Here is a 26209-nt window from a genome sequence, read left to right on the forward strand (position 1 = left end):
GGGAGGAAGGCCGTCCGGATAGGGTGGACGGATGACGCGAGCAGAGCAGCCAGACCGTCTCGGCGATTCCGACGCCGCACTCGTCGCGGATTCACAGGAACGGGCCGTACGCGCCCTCTTGCGCCACCAGCCGTTGCGCCGGCTGTGGAGCGCCCACCTGCTCGGCAGTAGCGGCGACGCCCTCGCCCTCCTCGTCCTGGTCCTCCTGGGTTTCCAGGCGGCCGTCGTGGAGGGCGCGCTCGGGGGCGGCGAACGGGGGGCGGCGTTCGCCGTGGCCGCCGTCGTCGGTACGCGCCTGCTGGCCTCGGTCCTGTTCGGGGCCGTCCTCCTGGGTCCGCTGACCGCGCTCACCGGGCCCGGCGGGAAACTCGACCGGCGCTGGACCATGATCGGCGCCGACGGCGTACGGATCGCGCTCCTCGTCGTCGCGCCCCTGTGGATCGACTGGACCCCCGGCAACGCCCTCTGGTACCTGCTCGGCACCGTCTTCGTCACCGGCGCCGCCGAACGGCTCTGGACGATCAGCCGCGAGGGCGCCGCGCCCGCGCTGCTGCCCGCCCCGCCGCTGGAGGGCGCCGCCGTGCGGCCGCTCCCGGACCACCTCGGCGCGCTGCGCAAGCTGTCCCTGCGCACCGGCTTCCTCGCCGTCCCGGCGGCGGCCGCGGTCCTGCTCGTCGCCACCCTGATCGGTGACCTGCTCGGCATCGGACTCGACTGGTTCACGCTGCACCAGGCCGCCCTCGGCTCGTACGTCGCCGCCGGGCTGTTCGCCGCCTCCGTCACCGTCCTCCACGCGATGGCGCTCCCCGGCGGGGAGACGCCCCGGCCCCGCTCGCCCCTGGAGGGCCTGCGCCGGCCCTCCACCGGGAAGCCCGGGAAGCCCGGCAGGAACGGAAAGCCCGGCAGGGACGCGGACCGGGGCCGTACCGGCATCCTGCCCCTGCTCGTCCTGGCCTGCGCCGTCGTCGCCGGAGCCGTCGCGGCCGCCGCGTCCGTCGCCGTCCTCCACGCGTACGACCTGGGCGGCGGCCCCGTCACGTACGCCCTCCTGATCCTGGCCCTCGCCGGTGCCACCGCCGTCGGCATCCGCACGGCGGGCTCCGTCCTGCCCGCCCTGTCCCGGCGCCGGCTGCTCGCCCTCGCGATCGCCGTGACCGGTGTCGCCCTGATCGCGGTCGGCCTGGTCCCGGACACGGCGACCGTGCTGTTCCTCGCCGTCCTCACCGGATACGCGGCCGGCGTGGCCGCCCACACCGGCCACGCCCTGATCGACCAGGAGACCGAGGAGCCCCGTCGGGCCCGGACCACCGAGCACCTGCAGGCCGCCGCCCGGGTCGCGATGGGCGCGGGGGCGCTCGCCGCGCCGCTGTTCGCCGCCGCGATCGGGCCGCACCGGATCGCCCCCGGCGACTCCGTCCTCGCGCACGGCGGTGCCGCCTTCACGCTCGCCCTGGCCGGCGCCCTGCTGCTCCCCGTCGCCGCGCTCGTCCTCGCGAAGACCGACGACCGGGCGGGCGTTCCGCTCCGGCGCGACCTGCGCGACGCGCTGCGCGGCTCCGACCCGGCCCAGAGGCCGTACCCGACCGGCTTCTTCATCGCCCTGGAGGGCGGTGACGGCGCCGGGAAGTCGACCCAGGTCCAGGCGCTCGCCGAGTGGATCCGCGCCAAGGGCCACGAAGTCGTCGTCACCCGCGAACCCGGCGCCACCCCGATCGGCAAGCGGCTCCGCTCGATCCTCCTCGACGTGTCGTCGGCGGGGCTCTCGAACCGGGCCGAGGCCCTGCTCTACGCGGCCGACCGCGCCGAACACGTCGACTCCCTGGTCCGGCCCGCCCTGGAGCGGGGCGCGATCGTCCTCTCCGACCGGTACATCGACTCGTCCGTGGCCTACCAGGGCGCGGGCCGGGACCTGTCCCCGACCGAGGTCGCCCGCATCTCCCGCTGGGCGACCGGCGGCCTCGTCCCGCACCTGACCGTCGTGCTCGACGTCTCCCCGGAGACCGCGAGGGAACGGTTCACCGAGGCGCCCGACCGGCTCGAGTCCGAGCCGCCGGAGTTCCACGCGCGCGTACGGGCCGGTTTCCTCGCCCTCGCCGCCGCCGATCCCGGCCGTTACCTCGTCGTCGACGCCGGCCAGGAACCGGAGGCCGTCACCACCGTCGTGCGCCACCGGCTCGACCGGATGCTGCCGCTCTCCGAGGCCGAGGTGAAGGCCGCCGAGGAGGCCCGCCGCAGGGCGGAGGAGGAAGCACGGCGCAAGGCCGAGGAGGAGGCCGCCCGCAAGGCCGAGGAGGAGCGCCTGGAGCGCGAGCGCCAGGAGCAGCTCGCCCGGCTGCGGGCCGAGGAGGAGGAGCGCAAGCGCCGCGAGGAGGAGGAGGCGCGCCGCCTGGAGGCCGAGCGGCAGGCGGAGGAGGCCCGTCGCAGGGCCGAGGAGGCCCGGATCGCCGCCGAGGAGGAGCGCAGGCGCCGCGAGGCGGAGGAGAAGGCCCGCCAGGAGGAGCAGGAACGGCTCCGCCGGCAGGCCGAGGAAGAGGCCCGGCTGCGCGCCGAGGCCGAGTCCCGCCGCCTGGAGAAGCAGCGCAAGGCCGAGGAGGCCCTGCTCCGCGCGGAGGAGGCCCGCAGGGCGGCCGAGGCCGCCGCGGCGGCGAAGGCGGCCGAGGAGGCCGCGGCGAAGGAGGCGGCGGAGAGGCTCGCGGCCGAGGCCGCGGCGAAGGCCGCCGCCGAGCGCGCCGCCGCCGAACGCGCGGCGGCGGAGCAGGCGGCCGCCCAGCGCGCGGCCGAGGCGAAGGAGGCCCGGGGACGGGAGAACCGGGAGCGGGAGGCCCGGGAGCGCGCCGAGGCCGAGCGGGCGGCGGCGGAGGCGCGCGCGGCGGCCGCACGGGAGTCCCGGGCGAGGGCTGCCGCCGAGACCGAGGGGCTGGAGCGGCGGAAGGCCGAGGCCGCGCGGAAGGCCCGCGCCACCGAGGTCTCGGCGAACGAGGTCACCGTTCCCACCCCGGTCGTGAAGCCGGGCGCAGAGCCCGGCGGAGCACGAGAAGCCGGAGCCGCCGGGACCGGGAGGCGGGACCGTCCGGAACCGGACGCCCCGACCGTCTCGCCCGACGAGGTCACCGTGGTCACGCCGATCGTGCGGCCCGAGGCGGAGACCGCCGCCCTGCCGAAGGTCCGCGAGGAGCGGGACGCGCAGGTCCGCGAGGAGCGGGACGCCGACGAGACCGCCGTCCTGCCCGTCGTGGAGGACCCCCGGACGTCGTCCGGTCCGGCGGCCGTACGGGGCCCCCGGACGTCCGGCCCGGCCGCGCGGGACGCCCGGGAGTCCGGGCCGGGCACCCGGGTGCCGAAGGGGTTCTTCCGCGACGAACGGACCGGAGGGCCCGGCGGCACGCGGCGGGAGGAGCCGGACGGCGCGAACGACCGGACCCGGGAACTGCCCCAGCTCGACGAGAACGGCCGCCCGCGCCGGCGCTCCGACTGGGCGGAGGAGACCCCGCTCGACGACCTGCCGACGCTGGCCGACGAACTGTTCGGCCCGCACGGGGACGAGGACGAGGGCTTCCGGCGCCACGGCTGACGCGCGGGCCCCGGGACCGGAGGCCCGGAGCGGAGCATCCTGCGCCGCGACGCCGGGCCGCCGGTTTCCGGCACGGGGGGCGGCTTCCGGTCCGGACAGGGCCGGACGCCGCCCCGCACGCTTGCGGTCCGGACTTTCCCGGTGCCGTCGGCACGGTGGTGACGGGCCGGGGCCGCCGCCCGCGCCCCGGAACGGCCGGGCGGGACGGCCGGAGCGCCCGGCGGGGACTGTCGGACCCCTGCCCCACAATGGAGGGCGTACCTGAGGAGGGGCAGACATGGCCGTATGGGACGACCTGGTCGGACAGACCCGGGTCGAGGAGCAGCTCGCCGCCGCCGCGCGCGACGCCGACGCGCTCGTGACCGCCCACTCGGCCGGCGCGCCCGACCCCGAGACCTCGAAGATGACCCACGCCTGGCTCTTCACCGGTCCTCCCGGGGCCGGGCGGGCGACGGCGGCGCGGGCGTTCGCCGCCGCCCTCCAGTGCGTGAGCCCCGACCGGGCCCTCGGCGGCGCACCGGGCTGCGGCTTCTGCGACGGCTGCCACACGACCCTCGTCGGCACGCACGCGGACGTCGAGATCATCCGTACGGACCTGCTGTCCATCGGCGTGAAGGAGACCCGCGAACTCGTCCGGCGGGCCCAGCTCTCCCCGGCGGGCGGACGCTGGCAGGTCATCGTCCTGGAGGACGCCGACCGGCTCACCGAGGGCGCGGGGAACGTCCTCCTGAAGGCCATCGAGGAGCCCGCGCCGCGCACGGTGTGGCTGCTCTGCGCGCCCTCCCTGGAGGACGTGCTGCCCACGATCCGCTCCCGCTGCCGGCACCTGACCCTGCGGACCCCGCCGGTCGAGGCCGTCGCCGACGTGCTCGTACGGCGCGACGGCATCGAACCGGAGACGGCGCGGGCCGCCGCCCGCGCCACCCAGGGACACATCGACCGGGCCCGGCGGCTCGCCACCGACGAGCGGGCCCGCGCGCGCCGGTCCGTCGTCCTCAAGCTGCCGTCGCGGGTCGGGGACGTCGGCGGCTGCCTCCGGGCCGCCCAGGAGCTGGTCGACGCGGCGGCCGAGGACGCGAAGCAGGCCGCGGAGGAGATCGACGTCAAGGAGACCGACGAGCTGAAGACGGCCCTCGGGGCGGCCCAGGGCGGGCGGATGCCGCGCGGCACGGCGGGGGCGATGAAGGAGCTGGAGGAGCGGCAGAAGCGGCGCAGGACGCGTACCCAGCGCGACAGCCTGGACCTCGCCCTCACCGACCTGACCGGCTTCTACCGCGACGTCCTGGCCCTCCAGCTCCGCGCCCGCACGGCCCTGGCCAACGAGGACGTGCGGGACGCCCTGGAGCAGATCGCCCGCGACACCACCCCCGAGCGCACCCTCCGCCGCATCGAGGCCGTCCTCGCCTGCCGCAAGGCCCTCGACCGGAACGTCGCGCCGCTCCTCGCGGTGGAGGCGATGACGATGGCGCTGCGGTAGGGAGGACGGGGGAGCGGCGGGGCTCGGCGCGACGGTTCCCGCACGCGGCGGCCCCGGCGGGCGACCGCTCGGTCCTCTGAGCGACCCGTCACGATGGGACACGTTACGTACCGCTCCCGATACGCTCCGGGGATGGACTCCAGGCGTTTGCTCCGCACGTCCGCCACGGCCCTGGCCGCCGCCGGACTGATCCTTTCCGGCTGCTCGGGCGGGAGCGACGCCGCCGCGCCCCGCACGACGACCCGCGGGCAGGTGGCGCCCTCCCCCGTCCCCGCCGCCCTCGGGAAGTACTACGCGCAGAGGCTGAAGTGGCGCGACTGCGGAGTGACGGGCTTCCAGTGCGCCACCCTGCGCGCCCCGCTGGACTACGCGAAGCCGGACGCGGGAGAGGTGAAGCTGGCCGTCTCCCGGGTGCGGGCCACGGGCCCCGGCAAGCGGATCGGTTCGCTCCTGGTCAACCCCGGCGGTCCGGGCGGCTCCGCCGTCGGCTACCTCCAGGGGTACGCGGGCGTCGGCTACCCGGCGCCCGTCCGCGCCCGCTACGACATGGTGGCCGTCGATCCGCGCGGAGTCGCCCGCAGCGAGCCGGTCGAGTGCCTGACGGGCCCGCAGATGGACACGTTCACCCAGATCGACCAGACGCCCGACGACCCCGCCGAGACCAAGGCGCTCGGCGCGGCCTTCAAGAACTTCGCGGACGGCTGCGCACGGCGCTCGGGCACGATCCTTCCCCACGTCTCCACGGTCGACGCGGCCCGCGACATGGACGTCCTCCGGGCGGTCCTCGGCGACGAGAAGCTCACCTACGTGGGGGCCTCGTACGGCACCTTCCTCGGCGCCACCTACGCCGAACTCTTCCCGGGCCGGGTCGGCCGCCTGGTCCTCGACGGCGCGATGGACCCCTCGCTCTCCGCCCGCGACCTCAACCGCGACCAGACCGCCGGCTTCGAGACCGCCTTCCGGGCCTTCGCCGCCGACTGCGTCCGCGTGAAGGACTGCCCCCTGGGCACGGGGTCCGTCGCGGCGGCCGGGACGGCGCTGAAGAAGTTCTTCCGCGCCGTGGACGCCGAGCCGCTGCCCACGGGGGAGAGCCGGAAGCTCGGCGAGTCGCTCGCCACCACCGGCGTGATCGCGGCGATGTACGACGAGGGCGCCTGGCCCCAGCTGCGCGAGGCCCTCACCCGGGCGGTCGGCGGCGACGGCTCGGGCCTGCTGGCCCTCGCGGACAGCTACTACGAGCGCGGCGCGGACGGCACGTACGCCAACCTGATGTACGCCAACGCCGCCGTGAACTGCCTCGACCTGCCGCCCGCCTACACAGGCCCCGCCGACGCGGCGAAGGCCGTCCCGTCCTTCGAGAAGGCGTCCCCGGTCTTCGGCGCGGGCCTCGCCTGGGCCGCCCTCAACTGCACGTACTGGCCCACCCCCGCCACCGGCCGCCCGCACCGCGTCACCGCCGAGGGCGCCGCCCCGATCCTCGTCGTCGGCACCACCCGGGACCCGGCCACTCCGTACAAGTGGGCCCGTTCCCTCGCCTCCCAGCTCTCCTCCGGCACCCTCCTGACCTACGAGGGCGACGGCCACACCGCGTACGGCCGGGGCAGCGACTGCGTCGACACGGCGATCAACACCTACCTCCTGGAAGGCACCCCGCCCAAGAACGGAAAGCGCTGCTCGTAGGCCCTCTCCGGGGGTGGTCGGACCACCCCCGGAAACTGTGTAGACTTGGCGAGGCCGCCGCACCCACCATGGGAGCGCACGGCATGCCGCCTTAGCTCAGTTGGCCAGAGCAACGCACTCGTAATGCGTAGGTCTCGGGTTCGAATCCCGAAGGCGGCTCTGCGAAACCCCAGGTCACATTGCCTGTGACCTGGGGTTTCTGTTGCTCGGAGCATGGCTGGTTGCACGGCCGGAGTGGAAACGGGAAAGCGACTCCTGAACTGCGGCCACGGACCCCTTTTCATCGAACTCGCCGGTATCCTTGTACAGCGGCACTACCGTATTCTGTTCGTTCAGGTGGGCAGGACCGTGTCGAAGTGGTCCCGCACCGGCTCGAACAGTCCCCATGGAACGTACTTCGGGATCTCTCCACGAGTCACCCAAGCGAGCTCGACTACCTCCTCGGTGCCCGTGACGTGAGCAGTGCCGCCCACCACCCTGCAGACGGTGTATGACATGAGCCGGCCTGTCTGCGGATGGATGCGCTCACCGAGCAGTTTCACAGCTGCCACGGTTAGCCCGGTCTCTTCATGCGTCTCACGCACCGCGGCGTCCTCACGGGCTTCACCGGATTCGATTTTGCCGGCCGGGAACTGCCAGGAGAGCTGCCCCTCGCTCACTCGTCGGCGTATGAGGAGGACGCGTCCCTCGTGAACGATTATGGCTGCCGCTACGCCCGGTTCCTTCTCCGAGTGCTGCTGAGTCACGTCTACTCCTCCGAGGCGGCCACGATGGGCGGAACGACAGTACCGAGAGGGATGAAGCGGGATGCCTGTGTCGCTGAGAACTGCCCGGATCCCGCCGTTCTGGCGTGGGCGTCCTCGGCGCCGAGCCTCGGCAGAGTGAAGCCCGCCCTGGTCACAGGGCTCGTGTCGTGGGGGACGGTCGGGCACTTCTGTGACCAAAGCGGGGGCTTAGCGGCGTAGGAACCTGTTTTGGCCTCGGTGCCGACCAGAACGCCGTTCAGCGGGTGTACCAGATCCAGCGGTCTGGCTCGGGTGTGGAGCGTCAGCCCGCTGGTCATCGAGGGCGATCGATCGCCAGACCCGCTCCTGGAGCTCCTGGATGCAGGGGCCGCAGGCGTACATCGCTGCCTGGGCGCCGGTGACACTCGCGGGACCGATCCAGAGGACGCGGGCCCACTCGTTGCCGTCGTCGGTCGCCGCTGGCGCGGGCAGTCCGCCGCGGGCGAATTCGGCTATTCCAGAGACCACCCTGTTCGGTAAGGCTAGTTCTGTGAGCATCGCTTCTCGCCTGAAGTCACCGGCCTCGGGCCGGGTCGGAGGGAGCCGCCTACTTGTCGGAGTCGGCGAAGAGAAGCGTGGGTTCGGCGAGGATGTCGCGGCCGGCCTCGCTCTTGTAGATCTCGTCGACGCTGCCGAAGCGGGCATCGGTGTAGTCGAGGTCTAGCAGGCCGGCGGCCTGGCGGACGGATGCCTCGTCGGGGCCTTCGATCTCGACGAACGTGGGGAGGTCGGGCCAGGTGTCGAAGTCGAAGGCGACCTCGTCCAGGCGCCACTCCTCGCGGTAGTTCTCCTGGTAGCGGACCTCGGTGAGGCCGAGGCGACGGAGGATGTCGGCCATGGCGTGGAGGTCGGTGACCTCGGTCTCGATCTCGGTGGTGCCGTCGATGGTCGTCGCGTCGGTGACCTGCTTGAGGGTGAGGGTGGAACGAGTCCCCTCGTCCCGCAGCCGGAGCCATGCGCCGCTGTCGAGGGCGTCGTTCTCGAAGATCTTGCGGGTGAGGAGGGTGCGGGGGAACGCTCGCGTGGCACCCAGGGCGGTGAGCTTGTCCTGGAGGGCGGTGACGTCGACGTTGAGGAACTTGGCCTCGTACTCGTGCTTCATGGTCGTCTTCCTGGGTGGGTGCGATTACCTGATGGTGTGGGTCGCGATGAGCAGACCCATGCGGTGCGTGTGGTCGTGGGGCCGGTCGAGGTACGGGCGCTCGATGAACTGGTTCGTGCGCACCGTGAGCAGGACCTCCCAGCCGGGGGTGAAATGGCGGGCGAGTCTCTCGGGCGAGGTGTAGTGCTCGATGAACTGGTGGCGCTCTTCGACAGGCATCATGAACTCCGCCCCGAACAAGCCCCCTTCGCGAACGAGGGCCTGCATGTGGCGGACGAAGACGCCGAGCGGGCTGTGGTGGTTGGCACTGTAGTGCCACGAACAGCTCGTCCAGACGGCGTCACAGTGGTCTTCGGGGAGTTCGGTCGTGAGGAAGTCCTGACCGATGACCTGGACCCGGTCGTGGAGGCCTTCGGCCTTGAGACGGTCGATGAGGCCGGGGACATGGGCCCGGGTGTCACCCGGAAGGCTGACCTCGCCTCCGCGGAGAGCGAAGGGGTCACGCTCGATGGCGAGGACGCGGTAGCCGGCGGCGGCGAGGGGCAGCACGAACTTGCCGTCGCTCGCGCCGACGACCGCGACCGTGGCGTCAGGAGACGTGCGCTCCTTCAGAGCGGCGAGGAACTGGGGGAAGAACGTGAGGGTGTGCTCCCACAGGCTCCGCGTCTGCACGGTGATGCCCTTCCTGAGTGATGGTGAGGATCATCTGGACGACCTGCTCCGGGGCACTGCCGGTGGTGTCGATGTGATGCATCGGGAACTGGGCGTAGGCGGTTGAGATCCGGTCCGAGGTGTCTTCGCTCAGGACGTCCCACCAGGAGGCGGGCTTGATCCGTCGGGTGAGGCGTCGCTGCCGTTCTTCTTCCGCACACAGCAGGTGGTACGTGGTGGGCTGGGGCAGGTCGGGCGGGAGGGTGACACCGAGGCGGGCCCCGAAGGCGTGGTGGTTCGCGAGGCACCGGGCGAAGTAGCTCTCGACGACAACGGGGGTGCCGGCGGCGAGGTGCTCCCGGATCTCCTCGGCAGCCGTGAACAGAGCCGAGAGATAGAAGCACAGACGGGCGTCGACGCTCTCGCGTAGATCCACCTGCCGTCGCAGCGGCTGGTAGAAGACCGGCACGGTGGGAACCAGGGCGGCGCCCCTGGCCGCCGCGAGCAAGGGCGCCACGGTGGACTTCCCGCTTCCTCGTAACCCTTCGAGCGCCTCGAAGAGTGGGCGGTCAGGCACGGGCGTACACCACGTCCGGGACGGCGAGGGTGAGCTCGTCGGTGGCGGAGGGCCGGTGGACGATGCGGTTGGCGGTCTTCTCGTACCAGAAGGCGTGCGAGTCCTTGCCCACGGCCTTGCAGGACATGGTGAGCGCGCCGCGCGGGTCGGCCTCGATCCGTTCGATCTCGCGAGGGCCGCCGGCCGGCGCGCAGATCTCCGGAGCCCCGCCCTCGGCGAGGTCTTCGTCGAGGATCACCTCAATGGAGAGTCCGGCCGTCCGGAGGTCCTCGCGGAGGCGGGTGTAGGCGGTCGGGTCGCCGACCAAGAGCTCGGGATGATGGGCGGCGTTGCCCACCGGGCGGAGGCAGTGCAGCTTGAGCTGCCCGGCGCCGAACCTCTGCATGACCCGTGCCAGGGGCAGCACCTCGTCGATGTTCCGGGAGGTCACGGTCATGGTCGCGGCCGTCGTGACGCCGAGTTTCCGGGCGAGAGTCAGCGTGCTGAGCGCGGCGTGGTAGCTGCCCTGCCTGCGGATGTCGTCGTTGGTGCTGGCGACGCCCTCCAACGAGAGCCGCAGCAGGTCCACGTAGGGGGCGATCTCGGTGAGGCGACGCTCGATCCGGTAGCCGTTGGTGCAGATCTCCACCCGCATCCCCAGCCCCTGCCGGGTGTAGCGGACGACCTGCGCGAGCTCCTTGTAGAGGAAGGGCTCGCCTCCGAGCAGGGTCACCGCCTCGGTGTCGTACTCCTCGCGCATGAGCCGGGTGAGTCCGACCGCCTCCTCGGCGGTGAAGGCGTCGGCCTGCTTCAGGCGCTCGCCGTGGAAGCAGTGCAGGCAGGAGAAGTTGCAGCGGTACAGCAGCTGCAAGTACAACATCCGGATCCTGCGGATTCCGGTGACGTCGTGGATCACTCGGGCCTCCTAGGTCAGTTGACTGGCGGGGAGGACCCGATCGTGGTCGTAAGAGTGTGGACGGCGTCACCGCGTAGGCGGACGGTCCGAGGACGTCCTGGGACGTTTTCAACGCCCGACGATGCCCTCGAAATGGCTCATCAGCCCTGCGGTGTCCGAGAGGTCTGGCAGCACGACCGTCGCACCGGCCGCAGCCAGTTCCTCCTGGCTGTGAATGCCTGAGGCAACAGCGACGATGTGAGAGCCCGTGGAGAGCGCGGCTTCGACGTCTCGCGGCGTATCCCCCACGAGTACGACGGGGGCGTCCTGCTCCGTTCCATAGGTGCGGCGGATCCGCTCTCGCGCCACCGCCACGAGATCAGGACGCTGGACCCCGTCGGCCCCGTAGGCGCCGACGGAGAGGTCGAGCAGAGAGTCGAGGCCGAAGGCGGCGAGCTTGATCTCGGCATTCGCCGCGATGTTGCCCGTCAGCACTGAGGACACCCACACCTTCCTCTCCGCAACGCACTTGAGCGCGCCGTAGGCACCCGGCAGGGCTGTACCGCGCACCCGCAGCTCTGCGAACCGCTCCTGCCCGGCACGGACCAGGGCGTTCTGAACCCGGCCCCATTCCGGCTCGGGAAGGTCGTGCCGAACGAACAGCTCCCGCATGATCAGGCGATCCGTACGCCCCTCCGTACGTGCGGGCTCGGTCGGCGCGAAGCCAGCCAGCGTGGTGAACGCGGCAGAGTAAATCTCCTTGCTCACCCCCGCGTTGTCGATGAGCGTGTGGTCGATGTCCCACAGGACGCTGAGCTGCATACCGCCAGCGTAAACACTGGCTCGATGTCGCTCCGTCCCGTGGAAACGTCCCACGACGTCCTTGCCCTCCCCCTTGCGACTCGGCTTGTATTGAGTCCGTGAATGAGCGACTTCACTCCGTACTCGCCCAGCGTGGTGTATCTCCAGAATCGCTCGCCGAAGCCTGCGAAGTGGACCCCAAGACCGTCGGTCGCTGGCTCGGCGGGCGCGTCCCCCATCCACGGCACCGGTTCAACGTCGCCCAGCACCTGCGTGTCGAGGAGACCTTTCTCTGGCCCGCACCGCTGTCGCGCAGCGGTCGGCCTGGCACCGGCTTAGGCAGCAGCGAGATCATCGGCACCTACCAGAACCGGGCCAGCGTCCCTCGAGACACATGGCTAGCTCTTCTCCAGGGCACCCAGCGGCAGATCGATGTCCTGATCTTCTCCGGCACCTTCTTCGCCCAGACCAACCCGCACGTCGCCAAGATGCTCGCCGAGCGCGCGGCCAGCGGGGTGCGCGTACGGCTCTGCTTCGGAGATCCGAGCGGCAACGCAGCCGCCACCCGAGGCCGCGAGGAGGGCATCGGCGACACCCTCGCTGCCAAGATCCGGGCCTCCCTCACCTACTACCGGCCGCTGCTGTCCGAAGCCGGATGTGAGGTGAGGCTCCACGACACCACGCTCTACAACTCCCTCTTCCGGTACGACGACGACCTCCTGGTCAACCCCCACGTCTGGGGCCAGCCGGCAAGTGCCAACCCCCTGTTCCACCTGCGGAGAGTGGACGCCACCGGCTGGTTCGACAACTACGCTCAGAGCTTCGACGCCGTCTGGGCCGGCGCACGGCCCTGGACACCCAATCACGAGGGAACCGCCGCACATGAGCAGGACTGAGTACTACAACGACCCGGACGCCCCCAAGGCCAACACCCTCGTCCCCGCCAGCAATCTGCTGGTTGTCGACGACGGCGGTGCCGTCCTGCTCCAGCGCCGCCGTGACACCGGGCAGTGGGCGCTGCCCGGCGGTGCCCAGGACATCGGCGAGACCGCCGCCGAGTGCGCGGTGCGCGAGTGCCGGGAGGAGACGGGGATCGTCGCCGAGATCACCGGCTTCCTCGGCGTCTACACCAACCCGCACCACATCGTGGCGTACACCGACGGCGAGATCCGCCAGCAGTACGAGAACACCTACATCGGCCGCCCCGTCGGTGGCGAGCCCACGATCAACGACGAGGCTGACGGCGTCCGCTTCGTCCAGCCGGCCGACCTCGACCAGTACGACATCCACCCCAGCATGCGCCAGCAGATCGGCGACTACCTCGCCGGCACCTACCCCTACCTCGGCTGATCCGCCAGCACCGCCTCCACCCGCCCCGCGACGGCGAAGATCTCCGGCGCCGCCCGCCGGATGAATCGCCCGACCACGCTGTCGTCCCCATAGCGGCCAAGGATCTCCGCGACCCGCTCCTCGGCGGTGGTCCGGCCGCCACCGGGCGTGGTCGTCATGTCGCAGTACACGAGCGCGTCCACCAGCAGCGGCTCCTCCAGCAAGGGGAACTCGCTCGCGAGCTCCTCCCGCAGCCCCCGCTCTTCAGCCTCCAGGAGCGCGAATGAATGGTTCGCGACCAGCCGCGTCAGCCGCTCGTCGGTCCCGTGCTCGTCGCGAAGGAATCGGGCCCCGTCCAGTGGGTGGAACCCAGTCGTGGCCAAGCGTGGCGCGTACCCGACATCGTGAAGCGTGGCAGCGGAGACGAGGAGGTCGGCGTCCTGGCCGAGAACCTGACTTACTTCGACCGCGCGTTTGGCCACCCCCTGGGTATGTGCCCACCTCCGTGGAAGCGTGCTGCTCAGCTCAATCTCTGCGACCTGTACCGCCCATCCCTCAACCAGAGCACTCATGCGATTTATTTCTACTTCCTGGTCTATAAGTCTGCTGAGTTGAGGCAGGTATGCAGGGCGCAAGTTCGCGTTCGCATCGTCTCGGTGTACGTGTTGCGCCAGGATAGGACCTTAAAACCCCCTCCCGCAGTACAGCCACGGCGATAGCGCACAACTTGGCTGAATTAAGCCCTTATCCGAGTTAGTTCTGAAACTTCGTAGATCGAGAATGGTTCAGCCGACTCCGCCCCTCGACAACAGGTAGGGAGAAAGTCGGGGTGGTGCCTGGCATCTACGGGAGGTTTCCTGCACCGTCACTCGCGTCGTCGGCGGTTTCGGCAGGTGGGCACACAGCGTCGATTACCTGCGCCAGAATTCTGTCTTCGCTCACCACAAGCTGCCATAGCTTCGTCCAAGCTTGCTGTTGCAGGACGTGACGGTGTGCGGCCGGATTGCGGAAATTCTGGCTGATTCGCCTTAGTGGAAGGATGAGTGCACTGACAATACTCATATTGCAGCCAGAGCCTTCGAGATATGCCCGGACCGCTAGATGCTTAGGCTGCGGATTATTGATCCCCTTAAGGCTATCTTCGATGAGGCTGATGGCTGCTCCAAAAGTTGCTTTCCCGCAGCTTTCTTGGAGAGCCGGGTCATGCGCTGTAGCAGGGGTAATCACCCAGTCATGCAAGACGCTTTCGATGCTGGCGCACACCCCGATCACAGGGCCGGAGTAGTCGTCGATCATCTCTGGCGATGATTCAGAGTCGGCGAGCAGAGCAAAGCCTATATACTCCGCGGTAGCAAGCATGGCTTGCGCTTGTTCACCAAGGGCCTGCCAGCGTGTGTCGCCCAACGCCATGCGGACTCGATGACGTGACTGGTTGAGAAGATGGGGCGGGATCGTACCTGCGTAGGCACGAAGTTCCGCCTGCTTTGCGCGGTAGAAGCGCTCAGGTTCGTCGCTATTGGGCTCCTCGTCTGCATGGAGGTCCAAGCGAGGGATGCTGAGCATGCTGAGGATGTCTGTCACAAGCGGCGCTAGAGCACTCATGCTCGCAGTGAGTGCGGCAGGGTTTAGCCGGACCGCGTGCAGCGCGCCGTCGCTGAGAGCGTCAGGTTCGTCAACACCAGGACCACCTGCCCGATACAAGTAGCCGGTTAGACCGTCGGTGTCGGTGGTCTGGAACAGGATCGCGCCGAGCGGGTGGCTGGACAGACCGAAATTTTCTAGGTAGCCGAGGATCTTGTACAGCTCTTCAGTGGGAGGGCCGCCACGGTGGCGCAGCTTCGGATCAATTACCGCGAATCGTTCGGAGGCCGGATCGCCGTGTCGAACCGCCCGGATGATCATGTCGGGTATGCCCCCGAGTGGCACGCCGTCATCGCGGCGCCAACGCGCTCGACGTTCAGGGGCCACACGGGGAAGAGATCGCTGAAAATAGAGCTCGATTGTGCCCGCATATTGGTGCCATGTATACGCCGACTCCTCGTCCCGCCAACCTGGGTTTAGATCTGGCACGGGCGCCACGAGTTGCCGTGAGATTTCGACTGCCAAAACCCTAAGGCACCACAATTCAAACAAACGGGTGTCAAATTGGTCACCATAGAAGTCCCACTCCAGGTCGCCGGAGTCGACTACGGGCTCGCCGGCCAAGACACGCTCAACCCATTGGACCAGCTCGGTGTAGGGCGCAGCGTTAGCGATCTCGCGGCGGTTGAGCCGCCGCTTTACCGACGTAATTAGGTCGCGTTCAGCTCGGTGGTGTCGTACTTGGGCCGATGCAGGGATGCACGCCATCAGCCATGGCAGACGTAGGGCACGCTCCAGCGACTTCCGCTCCTCCACGTAACGACGATGCTCGGGGCCGGTGGGGGGCACTCGGACTGCCGCCATGCTTGCCTGCAGTTCGCGGAGCAGCCATCGGATGGCATAGGCAGCGAGGACGTTTTCTGGAGTGTGTTCGGTTCGCCGGACAGTTAGCACCGGGTACGTCGGCACATCTGCGACCGCGCCAAGCCGCATTAGGTAGCGGCTAACGTCGAGCTGTCCAGCTACCTGCCCAGTGCTCTCTTCTGGCCGTAGCTCGTAACGGAAGGTCGACCGGCCGGTGATTTGGTTGAGGATTAGCCCGATTCGCCGTGCAGCGGCGAGAGCGACCCGCAGCCGTAGCGCATCTAGCAAAGTGTCTAGGGACTGCTCGATGCCCGAACCTGCGGCGTTGGTGTCCTTATGGCCAAGCGCAGCTTGCGGAGTCAGCGGCTGATTCCCCGTGACGAAGTAACGGCCGACAACCGAAATCGCTGTGGCGATGGCAGCCTGCCGTGCCGCCGGGCTCAGAGCGCCGCCGCGGCTGATTCGTCCTGCAGAGCCGTCCTCTCCACCATTCCGCGCGATCCCCCCGTTGTCATCGCCAGCAGGCATGAGGGTGTTCACGGCATGTTGTGAGGGTCGGCCAAGTGGCGAAGCGCGTGGGCTGCGGTAGCGAAGCCCTGGGCTTCGAAAAGCCCAGCGAACGCGTGCCATTCATTGCCCACACCTGCCATCTGGGGCACAACGCGGTCGGCCACAGCGTCATCGATCACGGCCGCCAAGTCGACGCCTGAGTTGCTCGCCCGCTGCAACAGCATCAGTCGGAGGACGTCAACGATCTGTGCAGTGCCCATCGGCCATCCCGGTCCTGTGTCGGGCTGCCGCAAGCCATCGACCACGTTCTGCAAACGCTTTAGCTCCCCTTCACACTCCTGGCTTGCCTCCTCAAGAGAGCCGGCGGGCAGGTCATGGCTGTACGTGTCCTGGAGCCAGCGATGGGCTGATGCGAGCGCCTGGCGCAACTCTTCAGTTATTGGCTGATCTGCGCTTGCACGCTCCGTGGGCACTCCTACAGTTACGAATTGGAATCGTCTGGTCAGGCCCTGTGACATCTGGTTGACGAAGGAAGTGTCCAGGTCGTTCATTGTCGCGATGATCCGGAACCGAGCTGGAACCCAAAGCTTCCGGCGGGCTGGCGTGGATTCGAACCACAGGTCCACTGGTGTCGTCTGGAGGTGCCGGGCATCGCAAGAGGACAGCACGGTGAACAAGGAACCGATCGCTTTGTCGATGTCTGCTCGGTTGAATTCATCGATGAATAGCCAGGAAGCCTGATAGCCGGACAGAGAGTCGTCGTTCGCTTCCGCCTCGACCTCCTCCTCTTCGTCCTGCCGAACGACTTGGGCGCACTGCAGGGCGGCACGGGTAACAGCGCCGTGGGTTGCGCTCAGCCCACCATCGGCGGCCGGGCGGAAACCACCGACGACGTGATAGGGGGACCATTCGCTGGTGGCAGTGGTCTCTACCAGCTGGACCTCGAAGGCGTCGGCGAGTAGACGCGCCAGCGTGGTCTTGCCGGTACCCGGCGGTCCTTGGAGTATCAGGTTTCCTATAAGGAGGGCGTTGACACAGCGCCGCACCAAGCGTTCGGCATCTGGCAGCGCCATATGGGCATTTGCAAGACTCTCCAGAACTTGGTGTGTCAGGGCATCGACGTCTACATCGCGCAAGGAGTAATGGCACACATCCTGTGTCCAGGTGAGTCCCTCGTCGTTCTGCTGCTCGAGCGCGTCTTCGTGCTCAACTGGCAACAGAGGTGTCTGTTCCTGCGGCGGCTCTTCTTGAAGGCGGCTGGGAGCCGGAGGGCGAAGCGCGGAGTGCTCGATCAGCTCGGGGCTCCATTCGGGGTCCCCCAGTACCGGGCAGCCAAGCTTCCCATCTGCAGTAATTCGTGCAAATTTGTATGTGCTCAGGCCGAGTTTCTGGCTGGCCTCTTTGTGTAGCTGCTCTCGGGTAGGCTCGGCATCCCAGAGGTGGTCGCGGGTGAGGAAGACGGCCAGCGCGTCCCGGCGGGGCAGCGGTGCGTCGTCACCGATCCCTTCGAGCAAGACGTCGATGGCATCTGGCCGTAGCCCATGTTTGAAGTGTTCCTGGTTGAACAGGACCCTCTGTGTCCCCTTGCGGGTTCCGGTGTTCCAGACTGTGGAACGCCCAGAGTCGGTGATCTTCAGCCAGCGGCCTGAGGCGCTGGAGCGCACGAACGGGTTGATGCGACCATGCTTCCGGTTGTCGGGCAGCAGGACGAAGAGGTCGTTCACGGCCTGGTTGACGCCATTGATCGTGCTCGGGTAGCCCGCGGCTTCGCCCCAGCAGGCGGCCAGGAACGTGGACATCCAGTTCGACCGATGCTTGTTGTCCCCGGCGTGCTCGGCGAGCTGGAGCAGGGCCTGCTCCAATGCCTTCTGTGAGCAGCGCAACATCTCTCCCCGTGTCCGGCCGCAGTCATACGGCAGTCGATCTCGTCTCAGTTGTACACAGCTACCCCGGGTCGCAGGAGCGCTGCTGCGTCACGTTGACACAGGGTAGCGAGGATGTCGCGACCTTATCCTGGTCGGCTCATGCATTGCGATAGGGTTCGACGACCGATACCACAAATATGACGGAGGGGAATCCCGTGGCTACCGCCTCAAGCCCTCGGCTGCCCGACATCAAGCCGAAGACGCCTGTAGCTGCGCTGGACCGCTCCGCCTGGGCGCAGCGCACCGAGCGGTTCTCCGCCAAGGAGGTTGCTCCTGTCGTGGGCATGTCTCCGGTGTTCATTCGGCGGGCTGTGGGGCACGGTGGCGACCTGTCGGTCGACGATGTCCTGCTGCTATTGGATCAAGACGCGTTTAGTGAGACCTTCGTCCCACGCAGCATGGTCCTTCCGTACCTTGTGTCCGCCGGTGCCGAGTCGGTTCCGACGCCTGACGTCGTCGAGCCGCAGACCTACGAGCTCATCGAAGGTAGTGTTCTGGACCACCTGGATCGCCTGCCGGCCGGTTCCGTGCAGTGTGTTGTAACGTCGTCTCCGTATTGGGGGGTGCGAGTCTACAAAGACGCCACCATGGTCGTCTGGGCCGATGGCGAGGTGTGTGTGTACGGCCACGAGCAGACTCCTGAAGCCTTCGTCCGTCACACGGTACAGATCCTGCATCACTTGCACTCTCGGGTAAGTGCTAACGGCTCGGTCTGGTGGAACCTGGGTGACACTTACAACACCCGCACTCAGATCCGCAGCAACGCGGCTGAGACGCTTCAGGCGATGCAAGGCAAGGATGGCCGGTCCTGGGGTGACTATGACTGCCGTCGCTACAGCGCCGGGCACTCGTACCTCAAGGACGGGGAACAGTGCATGATTCCATCGCAAGTAGCGGAGCGGGCCAGCCGGATTGGCTACTATGTCAAGAGCGTCATCAGTTGGGTCAAGACGAGCAGCACCCCCGAGCCGCAGAACTCGCGTGTTAGCAGGGGGATGGAGTACATCCTTCACTTGTCGACGACCCGTACCCCCAAGTTCAACAAACTTGCTTACCGCACCACGGGGCCCGCGTTGGGTGGGCGTAACATTGGCTGGGAATCTGACAAGTTGTCAGACGTTTGGGTCCTGCCTACGTCTAGCGGTCGGGGCGGGCATGGTGCTCAGTTCCCCACTGCCTTGCCCGGTCGCTGCATCGCCCTAAGCACGGATGTTAATGACCTGGTGCTCGACCCGTTCGTCGGGAGCGGCCGCTCTGGCGTTGCGGCCCGCGCGCTCGGACGGCGCTTCGTCGGTATCGACGTGTCCCCCAGCTACCTGGCCACGGCTGAGGAGGCAATTGCAGCCGTCCCCGAGAGTGGATTCACGGCCGCTGCTGCCCCGGCGTCTGCTGGGACACCTCAGCTCCTCCCGATGACTGGTATCGCGTAGTCACTATCCGATTACGCAGCTGATCGCATCTGGTTTCAAGTAGGGGCGACTCGTTACAGAAGCATGGATCGCAGCTTGACGACTCTCGCCAACCGTTTCAGGGCGGCTGCAAGGGCCTTCTGATGCGTGAGCACTGCGTGAGCGGACTGGGTGGCACCAGGGTGGACCCAGCGTCATGGTGATCGCGGTCGGACGCCTCTGAGTTGGGGAAACGGGATTCAGCGGCATCGTCCGACATCAGCCAGGATGATCTTGCGGGCCCTCGTCATGCCCAGGTCTCGGGTTCGAATCCCGAAGGCGGCTCGGAATGACCCCAGGACTCACTCGCCGTGACCTGGGGTTTTTTCATGCCCTCCGGCCGGTGGGGGCCGCTCGGCCGGGGTGTTCCCGGCGGTGGGCCCGGCCCGGTGGTCGCCGGGCCGGGCCCACCGGGGTGGGGTGTTCGGGTCAGGAGTGGGCGTACACGGGGCGGGTGGCCGAGACCAGGGGGGCGTCCGTCGTCAGGCGGGTGGTGGTCACGGACGCGGTGAAGAGCTCCTGGCCGTTCTGGTGGACCGTCACGCGCACCCGGCCGGTGTCCGCCTCCGGCTCGGCGTCCACCCAGCAGGGGGAGTCGAGTTCGGCGAAGCGCGTGAAGCGGGTCTCCATGGCCGTGGCGACGGTCGGCACCGGGCCGGCGACCACGTGGGCGGCCTGGCGGGCCGCCTCCAGGAGCACCGCGCCCGGGACGTGGTCGACGGGGTGGTCGAAGAGCACCGGGTGGTAGGTGTCCACCCGCAGCTGCCAGCGGCGCGGGGTGCGGGTGGCGGCGAGCACCACGTTCTCGCGCAGCTTGTGGCCGACCCGGTGGGCGGGGATGGGCGGCGGGACGGGGACGGCCGCCGCCAGGGCGGCCTCCTTGTCCGCGTACGCCCCGCGCAGCCGGTTGTAGACGGCCGGGGAGTGGCTGGTGAAACGCGTCTCGGCGCTGCCCAGGCGGAACCCGTCGCGGTGGGCCTCCACGCGCAGGGAGAGGGCGGCCAGCCCGCCGCGCCGCCGCACGATGTCGTGGCAGGCGATGTCGAGGGTGATCTCGGCGGGCCGCAGGCCCGCGCGCAGCCCCCCGGCGGCGGGGTCGACGGCGTAGCTGAAGTGCTCCCAGATGAGGTGGTGCCCGAACGGCACGGTGTAGGCGGCGTGGGAGAGCAGGGGGAAGACCTGGCGCACCGTCTCGGCGAACAGCATGGGGTCGTGGACGCCGTGCCGGGACCGGAGGACGCTGTGCGCGCGGGGCCACTGGGCGGTGACCGTGAAGGCGTCCTCGCCGGTGCGGTACCAGCCCGTCAGCAGTACCTCGGCGAGGGCGGCCTTGTGGACGTACTCGCGCGGAACGGTGGTGGTGACGGTGGCCGGCGGCTCGGCCGGCCCGCCGAACGCGGCGCGGAGGGCGGTGCTGGACGCGTGCTGGGCGTACTCGATCTCCATGTGATCCCCCTGGAAGATGTGTGGTGGCACAGGCGTGGGCACGGACGCGCTCGGGAAGGACGAGACGGGGCCCGGAAGCCGCGAGGGCGGCCGGGTTCGAGCACGGGTGCGGACGGCAGGTGCGGACGCGGGTACAAATCCAGTACAGAAGCTGGCGCGGTGCGGGTGCTGTTCCGGGTGCTGGAGCATGTGCCGGGCGGCGCAGTTCGTGGTGCGCGGCCGTCGCACAGGCGTGGTGCCGGACAGGACGGGGGGCGGGTTCCGGGAGCCCCTCGTGGCTGGCTGCTCGGGATTAAAGTAGAGAGTGCTCGTTTTGTTTGTCGAGGGGGGAACGATCGAAACCCGAGAGTGGCTTGATCTGACTGCCGGAGGATGCGTTGATCGTCAGACGGGCCTCGGGCGACCCCTTCGCATAACATAGCGGGTGTTCGCTTTTTTTGGACGGGGGGCCGTCAGACAGTCGACCCAGTGGTAGTTGGAGTGATCGTGCCGCAGCCAAGGCAAACCCGCGCCATCCTGACCCGAGAGAAGATCATCCGGGCTGCCGCCGAGGTGTTCGACGAGAGCGGTTTCTCCGGGGCCAGCATGAACAAGATCATGCGCCGCGCGGAGACGACCATGGGCGCGATGTACTTCCACTTCGCGTCCAAGGAGGAGATCGCGCAGACGGTCATGAGCGAGCAGGCGTCCGACCTGACGTTCCCCGAGGGCGAGGACGGGTTGCAGCGGCTCTTCGACATCAACCTCGAGGTCGCCCACCAGATGCGCACCAACGTGCTCTTCCGCGCCGGCGTCCGGCTGGCCGTCGAGCAGGGCGACTTCGGCATGCGGGACGCCGCCCCGTACCAGCTGTGGGCGGAGATGTTCCGGGGCCAGCTGGAGGCCGCCGAGCGCCGGGGCGAGCTGCTGCCGGGGGTGGACACGACGGAGTTCGCCGAGATCCTCGTCGGCGCCTACACCGGCACCCAGCTGATGTCGAACATCACCACGGGCCGGGAGGACCTGATGGAGCGCATCGCCGCGCTCTGGCGCTACCTGTTGCCCTCCGTCGCCACGCCCGAGGTGATCGAGCGCCTCGACCTGCGCGGCCGCGAAGTCGTCGAGACCCGCCGGAAGAGTTCCGCGAAGAGCTCCTGACCGGGCCCGCCCGGGGGCCTGGACACCGGCCCCGGGCGGCACCGCTCGTACCCTGTACGCCAACTCCCTTGAGCATGGGCGGAGTTGGGGGAACGTGAGCGATCCCGGGGTGTTCGACGGTGGATTTCAGGCCATGGCGGGTCCGCCGTCGCGTCCGCCGGGGAACAGGGCGCCCTCCGGCGCGCGCCTCGCGGGGCCCGTCCCCGGCCCGGATTCCGGCCCCGGAGCCTCCGGCAGGTTCCGGCCGCGCCGCCCCGGCCCGGGAGCCTCCGGCGGGGCGTCGCCGTGCCGTCCCGGTCCGTACGGGTTCGGCGGCGCGCTGCCGTGCCGTCCCGGCCCGTACGGATCCGGCTGGGAGCGGCCGTGGCGTCCCGGTCCGGCGCCCTCCGGCGGGGTCCGGCCGTGGCGTCCCGGTCCGGCGCCCTCCGGCGGGGTCCGGCCGTGGCGTCCCGGTCCGGCGCCCTCCGGCGGGGTCCGGCCGTGCCGTCCCGGCCCCGGCGCGTCCGGCCGGGGGTGGCCGTGCCGGGACGGGAGCCCCGACCAGACCACCTCCCACACCTTGGCCAGCCGGCCCCGCACGCTCCACGCGCCGTCCACGCCGGGAAGCCCGATGCCCGGGAGCCCGGCGCCCGGACGCGGGGCGCCCGCGGGCGCGTCTCCGCCCCGGCCGCTCCCGCCCGTGCCGCCGCCCGCGCGGCCGTCGTTCCCCCGGTCCGCCTCCGGGGCGCCGCCGGGGTTCCCGCTCCCGGACGGGGGCCGGTGCGCGCGCAGGGCCGACACCTCCAGGTCGGACACGACGCAGGCGACGAACACCCCGACGGTCTCCAGGTCCTCCTCGCGCAGTTCGCCGTCGCGGTGGGCGGCGGAGAGCAGCGAGCGCACGGCCGGCGCCCAGGAGTCGCGCCAGTCGTGCTCCACCGGCAGCTCGCGGGAGAGCCGCGCCGCCGCCCGCACCACGTCCTCCTCCTCCAGGAGGACGGCGAGCACCTCCGTGATCCCCGCGATCCCCTCGGCGGGGGAGGGGGCCTCGCGGACCTCCCGCGCGACGGCGGCCCGGGTCAGCGCGCAGCCGCGCTCGCACACCGCCTCCGCCAGCTCGTTCTTCGCGGGGAAGTGGAAGGTCAGGGCGCCGATGGTGGCCATGGCGGCCCGACTGATCCGGGTCAGGGAGGTGCCCGCGTACCCGCGGAGCGCGAACTCCTGGCCCGCTGCCTGGATGAGGAGCGCGCGCGTGCGTCCGCCCCGCTCCTGCTTCGTTGCTGATCGACCGTAGTTCGTCATGCGTGGCCCTTCACGGTGGTCGGCGTCCTTCCGGCCCCCCGGCCGTGGTCCTCATGTGTAAGGAGCATCCCAGAAAAACAAAGAGAGTACTCTCTATGATGTAGAAAAAAGAGCGAGCGTTCTCTACGCTTCTGCTGGAGTGAGGAGGAGATGCACGATGACTCGTAACGGACCGGCGCCCTCCGCCGCTGTCGCGCGGCCCCGGAGATGCGTGGACCCCAAGCTGGCCGAACTCGGCAACTTCCTTGCGGAGCGCCGCGCCGAGGTCACCCCGCAGCAGGTCGGACTGCCCGGCGGAGCCGCCCGCCGGGTACCCGGACTGCGCCGCGAGGAGGTCGCGATGCTGGCCGGCATCGGGGTGTCCTGGTACGCCTGGATCGAGCAGGGCCGTGCCAAGAACGTCTCCCCGGAGATCCTCGGCGCCATCGCCGGCGTGCTCCGGCTCGACGAGGCCCAGCAGCAGTACGCCCTGCGGCTCGCCGGGTACGCGGGCGCGGGGCGCCCGCAGTTCTGCGCGGACGACGAACTCCCGCTGCTCCTCAGGATCGTGGACGGGTTCCTTCCCAACCCCGCCTACGTCCTCAATCCCTACTGGGACGTGATGGTCGCCAACTCCTCCGCCACCCGGCTGCTGGGCCTGGCCGGCGAGCGGCCGAACTACCTGGAGGCGCTCTTCCTGGACCCGGCCGCGCGCGAACGGCTGCCGGACTGGGAACGGGACGCCGCCGCCGCGGTGGCCGCCTTCCGGGTGCAGAGCGGGGACATGCTCACCGACGCCCGGCTGGCCGCGCTGGTGCGCGGACTCGCCGAGCGCAGCCCGGTGTTCGCCTCGCTGTGGGCCCGGCACCTGGTCGCCGAGAGCGGCGGGGAGACCCAGTCGGTGCGCCATCCGGACCTGGGGGAGCTGGAGTTCACCCGGGTCTCGATGTGCGTGGGCGGCCGCCCCGGGGTGCAGGTGATCTTACTGACCCCGCAGTACGACACTGCGGAACTGACCGAACTGTGGGCCTCTCAGGCCCCTGTTGGACCTGGACCCGTCCCGCCGGCCCCTGTCCGATCGGCTCCCGTCCGGACGGTCCCCGTCCGTCCTGCTTCCGTCCGGCCGGCTCATGTCTGAACGGCTCCTGCCCGAACTGCTCCTGTCCGGTCGGTCCCTGTCCGGTCGGTCCCTGTCCGAACGGCTTCCGTCCGGTCGGTCCCTACCTGAGCGGCTTCCGACCGGCCGGTCCCTACCCGAGCGGCTTCCGACCGGCCGGTCCCTACCCGAACGGCCCGCCACCGTGAGGTAGCCGGACCCTCCCGAACGGCGAACTCCCGGATCCGGGAACGCCGGTCCGTGCCCCGTGGGCGAGCGCCTCCGGCTCGAGCGCCACCCGCCGTTCCCCGTACCACCCGCCGTTCCCCGTACCACCCGCCCGAGCACCACCAGCCCGAGCACCACCAGCCCGACACCCGAGCACCACCAGCCCGACAGAGGAGTCGTCCGCCATGGCGATGGCCACCCCGTGGAACACCCCGGCCCGCACGGTCCGTTCGCTGAAGCTGGGGGACCACACGGTCACCTGGCTCCCCGACGGTTTCGTGCAGCTCGACCCGCGCCGCTGGCTGCCGGAGACCACGGCCGCCGACTGGGCCCGGGAGAACGCCGGACTGCTGGACCCCGAGGGCTGTCTCGCCGCCTCCATCGGCGCCCTGCTCATCCGGTACCGCGACCGGGCCATGCTGGTGGACGCCGGTTTCGGGCCCCACGACATCCCCGCCGCGCACACCCACCCCGCCCTCGGCGTGCTCGTCGGCGGGAAGCTGCCCGCGGCGCTGGAGAGCGCCGGCGTGCGGGCGGACGGCATCGAGCTGATCGCGTTCAGCCATCTGCACGACGACCACTTCGGCTGGGCCTTCCGTCCCGGCCAGGGCGCCGCGTCCCCCTTCACCTCGGCCGTGTTCGCCGCCTCCGCCCCCGAGTGGGCGAACTGGCCGCAGCCGGTGGACGGTTCGCCCCGGGTCCGGGTGCTCACCGACGGCGAGGAGGTCTTCCCCGGGGTGACGGCCCGGGTGACCCCCGGCCACACGGCCGGTCACACCTCGTACGTGCTCGACACGGACGAGGGCCGGCTCATCGCCTTCGGCGACGTCTTCCACACCCCGGCGCAGCTCGCCCGGCCGGAGTGGAAGGTCTCCATGGACGCCCTGCCCGAGCAGGGCGTCGCCACCCGGCGGGCGATGCTCGCGGAGCTGGCCGCGCCCGGCACCCTCGCCTTCGCCAACCACTTCTCCGACGTCGTCTTCGGACGGCTGTCCGGGGAATCCGGAACCGCCCGCTGGGAACCGCTGGAAGAACTCCGCGCATGACGTGAAATACGCAATCGATTTTCCTTTCTTTTTGCCCGGCCTTGATATTGTCGAGGCCGGGGCCTCCGTGTGTTCGCTTTTCTGTGCGTCCTGTTGTCGGCGGCAATAGGTGCCGCAACGGCACCACCAATAAGGGCTGGGACGTCGGCAGTTCTGCTGAAATGATTTCGGCATGACTCAGAGAATCGCAATCGTCGGCGCCTACGGCTCCGGGAAGACGCTCCTCGCCAAAGCCCTCTCCGAGGCGACCGGACTTCCCTACACGCAGGGGACCGCCATGCGCGAGCCCATCGGCGGCGAGGGGAAGCACATCTGGAACTGGACCCCCGGGGAGCTCCTCCAGCTCACGGTCAAGCGCTATGCCGAGCGCACCCTCAACGAGGCCGCCCACCCCGCCGGCTTCATCAGCGACGGCTCGATCGTCCACGAGTGGATCTTCGCCAAGCTCCGCCTGGTCACGGGCCCGACCCCGGGCACCGAGGCCCCCGTGGACAGCCGCTTCCGCGACGAGGTCACCGCCGCCTACGAGGACGTCGCGGACAACATCGGCAGGCTGGCCGTGCGGCACGCCAGGACGGCGTACGACGCGTTCTTCCACCTGCCGATCGAATTCCCGATGTCGGAGCAGAACCCGCCGATCAACGACATCTTCCGCACCCTCTCCGACGAGGTCCTGCTGCCCGCCCTCGCGGACACCGGACTTCCCGTCCACACGATCACCGGCACGCCCGCGGAGCGTCTCCAGAAGATCCTCGACATCACCGGCCTGCCCGCCGTCGTCGACATCGACAAGGCGCTCGACGCCGTACAGGGAAAGTAGT

21 protein-coding genes and 1 tRNA gene are annotated in these 26209 nt (G+C 69.7%); 11 read left to right on the forward strand and 11 right to left on the reverse strand.

Annotated features, from left to right (window positions below; all coding sequences use genetic code 11):
* Positions 1-31 precede the first annotated feature (31 nt).
* From tmk to ACZ6AQ_RS17845, 4 genes are all read left to right on the forward strand, one after another.
* Entirely contained in the window at positions 32-3571 is a 3540-nt protein-coding gene (gene tmk, locus ACZ6AQ_RS17830; protein ID WP_468760615.1) for a dTMP kinase, read from the forward strand.
* 277 nt (positions 3572-3848) lie between these two features.
* A complete protein-coding gene (locus ACZ6AQ_RS17835; RefSeq protein WP_468760616.1) occupies positions 3849-5048 on the forward strand; it encodes a DNA polymerase III subunit delta' in 1200 nt (399 codons plus the stop codon).
* Positions 5049-5180: 132 nt separating this feature from the next.
* Positions 5181-6728 carry an alpha/beta hydrolase gene (locus tag ACZ6AQ_RS17840; protein WP_468760617.1) on the forward strand — a complete coding sequence of 516 codons (1548 nt, stop codon included), beginning with the start codon at positions 5181-5183 and terminating at the stop codon, positions 6726-6728.
* A gap of 85 nt (positions 6729-6813) precedes the next feature.
* A tRNA-Thr gene (locus ACZ6AQ_RS17845) sits at positions 6814-6887 on the forward strand.
* A 173-nt stretch (positions 6888-7060) separates the two neighbouring features.
* Here the strand turns inward: ACZ6AQ_RS17845 and ACZ6AQ_RS17850 are convergent.
* From ACZ6AQ_RS17850 to ACZ6AQ_RS17875, 6 genes are all read right to left on the reverse strand, one after another.
* Positions 7061-7474: an NUDIX hydrolase gene (locus ACZ6AQ_RS17850; RefSeq protein WP_468760618.1), complete on the reverse strand. Its 414-nt coding sequence runs from the start codon at positions 7472-7474 to the stop codon at positions 7061-7063.
* Between the two features lie 586 nt (positions 7475-8060).
* Positions 8061-8615, reverse strand: a complete 555-nt coding sequence (locus tag ACZ6AQ_RS17855; protein WP_468760619.1) for a class IV adenylate cyclase — start codon at positions 8613-8615, stop codon at positions 8061-8063.
* Positions 8616-8639: 24 nt separating this feature from the next.
* Positions 8640-9287, reverse strand: coding sequence for a class I SAM-dependent methyltransferase (locus ACZ6AQ_RS17860; protein WP_468760620.1), 648 nt, complete (start codon positions 9285-9287; stop codon positions 8640-8642).
* Complete coding sequence (locus ACZ6AQ_RS17865) at positions 9205-9843, reverse strand: hypothetical protein (protein ID WP_468760621.1); 639 nt, start codon at positions 9841-9843, stop codon at positions 9205-9207. Before ACZ6AQ_RS17865 ends, ACZ6AQ_RS17860 begins: the two co-directional genes overlap by 83 nt.
* Complete coding sequence (locus ACZ6AQ_RS17870; protein ID WP_468760622.1) at positions 9836-10738, reverse strand: radical SAM protein; 903 nt, start codon at positions 10736-10738, stop codon at positions 9836-9838. The genes ACZ6AQ_RS17865 and ACZ6AQ_RS17870 overlap by 8 nt, the downstream gene beginning before the upstream one ends.
* A 108-nt stretch (positions 10739-10846) precedes the next feature.
* Positions 10847-11539, reverse strand: a complete 693-nt coding sequence (locus ACZ6AQ_RS17875; protein ID WP_468760623.1) for an HAD family hydrolase — start codon at positions 11537-11539, stop codon at positions 10847-10849.
* 98 nt (positions 11540-11637) lie between these two features.
* On the opposite strand from ACZ6AQ_RS17875, the gene ACZ6AQ_RS17880 reads away from it, so the two are divergent.
* Positions 11638-12414, forward strand: a complete 777-nt coding sequence (locus tag ACZ6AQ_RS17880) for an XRE family transcriptional regulator (RefSeq protein WP_468760624.1) — start codon at positions 11638-11640, stop codon at positions 12412-12414.
* Complete coding sequence (locus ACZ6AQ_RS17885) at positions 12401-12868, forward strand: NUDIX hydrolase (RefSeq protein ID WP_468760625.1); 468 nt, start codon at positions 12401-12403, stop codon at positions 12866-12868. Before ACZ6AQ_RS17880 ends, ACZ6AQ_RS17885 begins: the two co-directional genes overlap by 14 nt.
* On the opposite strand, the gene ACZ6AQ_RS17890 is transcribed toward ACZ6AQ_RS17885, so the two are convergent.
* From ACZ6AQ_RS17890 to ACZ6AQ_RS17900, 3 genes are all read right to left on the reverse strand, one after another.
* Positions 12856-13419 (reverse strand): HD domain-containing protein, encoded by a 564-nt coding sequence (locus tag ACZ6AQ_RS17890; RefSeq protein WP_468760626.1) that lies wholly within the window; start codon positions 13417-13419, stop codon positions 12856-12858. The genes ACZ6AQ_RS17885 and ACZ6AQ_RS17890 overlap by 13 nt on opposite strands.
* Positions 13420-13690: 271 nt before the next feature.
* A complete protein-coding gene (locus ACZ6AQ_RS17895) occupies positions 13691-15832 on the reverse strand; it encodes a hypothetical protein (RefSeq protein ID WP_468760627.1) in 2142 nt (713 codons plus the stop codon).
* Positions 15829-17664: an AAA family ATPase gene (locus ACZ6AQ_RS17900; RefSeq protein ID WP_468760628.1), complete on the reverse strand. Its 1836-nt coding sequence runs from the start codon at positions 17662-17664 to the stop codon at positions 15829-15831. Before ACZ6AQ_RS17900 ends, ACZ6AQ_RS17895 begins: the two co-directional genes overlap by 4 nt.
* Positions 17665-17882: 218 nt before the next feature.
* Between ACZ6AQ_RS17900 and ACZ6AQ_RS17905 the strand changes: the two genes are divergently transcribed.
* A complete protein-coding gene (locus tag ACZ6AQ_RS17905; RefSeq protein ID WP_468760629.1) occupies positions 17883-19157 on the forward strand; it encodes a DNA-methyltransferase in 1275 nt (424 codons plus the stop codon).
* 447 nt (positions 19158-19604) lie between these two features.
* Here ACZ6AQ_RS17905 and ACZ6AQ_RS17910 read toward each other — a convergent pair whose 3' ends face one another.
* The gene (locus ACZ6AQ_RS17910) at positions 19605-20621 is read right to left on the reverse strand and encodes a ScbA/BarX family gamma-butyrolactone biosynthesis protein (protein WP_468760630.1); all 1017 of its coding nucleotides are present in this window, start codon (positions 20619-20621) and stop codon (positions 19605-19607) included.
* Positions 20622-21107: 486 nt separating this feature from the next.
* Between ACZ6AQ_RS17910 and ACZ6AQ_RS17915 the strand changes: the two genes are divergently transcribed.
* Entirely contained in the window at positions 21108-21758 is a 651-nt protein-coding gene (locus ACZ6AQ_RS17915; RefSeq protein WP_388690950.1) for a ScbR family autoregulator-binding transcription factor, read from the forward strand.
* 126 nt (positions 21759-21884) lie between these two features.
* Here the strand turns inward: ACZ6AQ_RS17915 and ACZ6AQ_RS17920 are convergent, their stop codons facing one another.
* Positions 21885-23039 carry a TetR family transcriptional regulator gene (locus ACZ6AQ_RS17920; RefSeq protein WP_468760631.1) on the reverse strand — a complete coding sequence of 385 codons (1155 nt, stop codon included), beginning with the start codon at positions 23037-23039 and terminating at the stop codon, positions 21885-21887.
* A gap of 211 nt (positions 23040-23250) precedes the next feature.
* On the opposite strand from ACZ6AQ_RS17920, the gene ACZ6AQ_RS17925 reads away from it, so the two are divergent.
* From ACZ6AQ_RS17925 to ACZ6AQ_RS17935, 3 genes are all read left to right on the forward strand, one after another.
* Positions 23251-24156 carry a helix-turn-helix domain-containing protein gene (locus tag ACZ6AQ_RS17925; RefSeq protein ID WP_468760632.1) on the forward strand — a complete coding sequence of 302 codons (906 nt, stop codon included), beginning with the start codon at positions 23251-23253 and terminating at the stop codon, positions 24154-24156.
* Between the two features lie 371 nt (positions 24157-24527).
* Positions 24528-25388 carry an MBL fold metallo-hydrolase gene (locus tag ACZ6AQ_RS17930; protein WP_468760633.1) on the forward strand — a complete coding sequence of 287 codons (861 nt, stop codon included), beginning with the start codon at positions 24528-24530 and terminating at the stop codon, positions 25386-25388.
* Between the two features lie 172 nt (positions 25389-25560).
* Positions 25561-26208, forward strand: a complete 648-nt coding sequence (locus ACZ6AQ_RS17935; RefSeq protein ID WP_468760634.1) for an AAA family ATPase — start codon at positions 25561-25563, stop codon at positions 26206-26208.
* The last annotated feature ends 1 nt before the right edge of the window (position 26209 follow it).

The sequence above is a fragment of the Streptomyces sp. NPDC041191 genome (genome assembly GCF_055591945.1).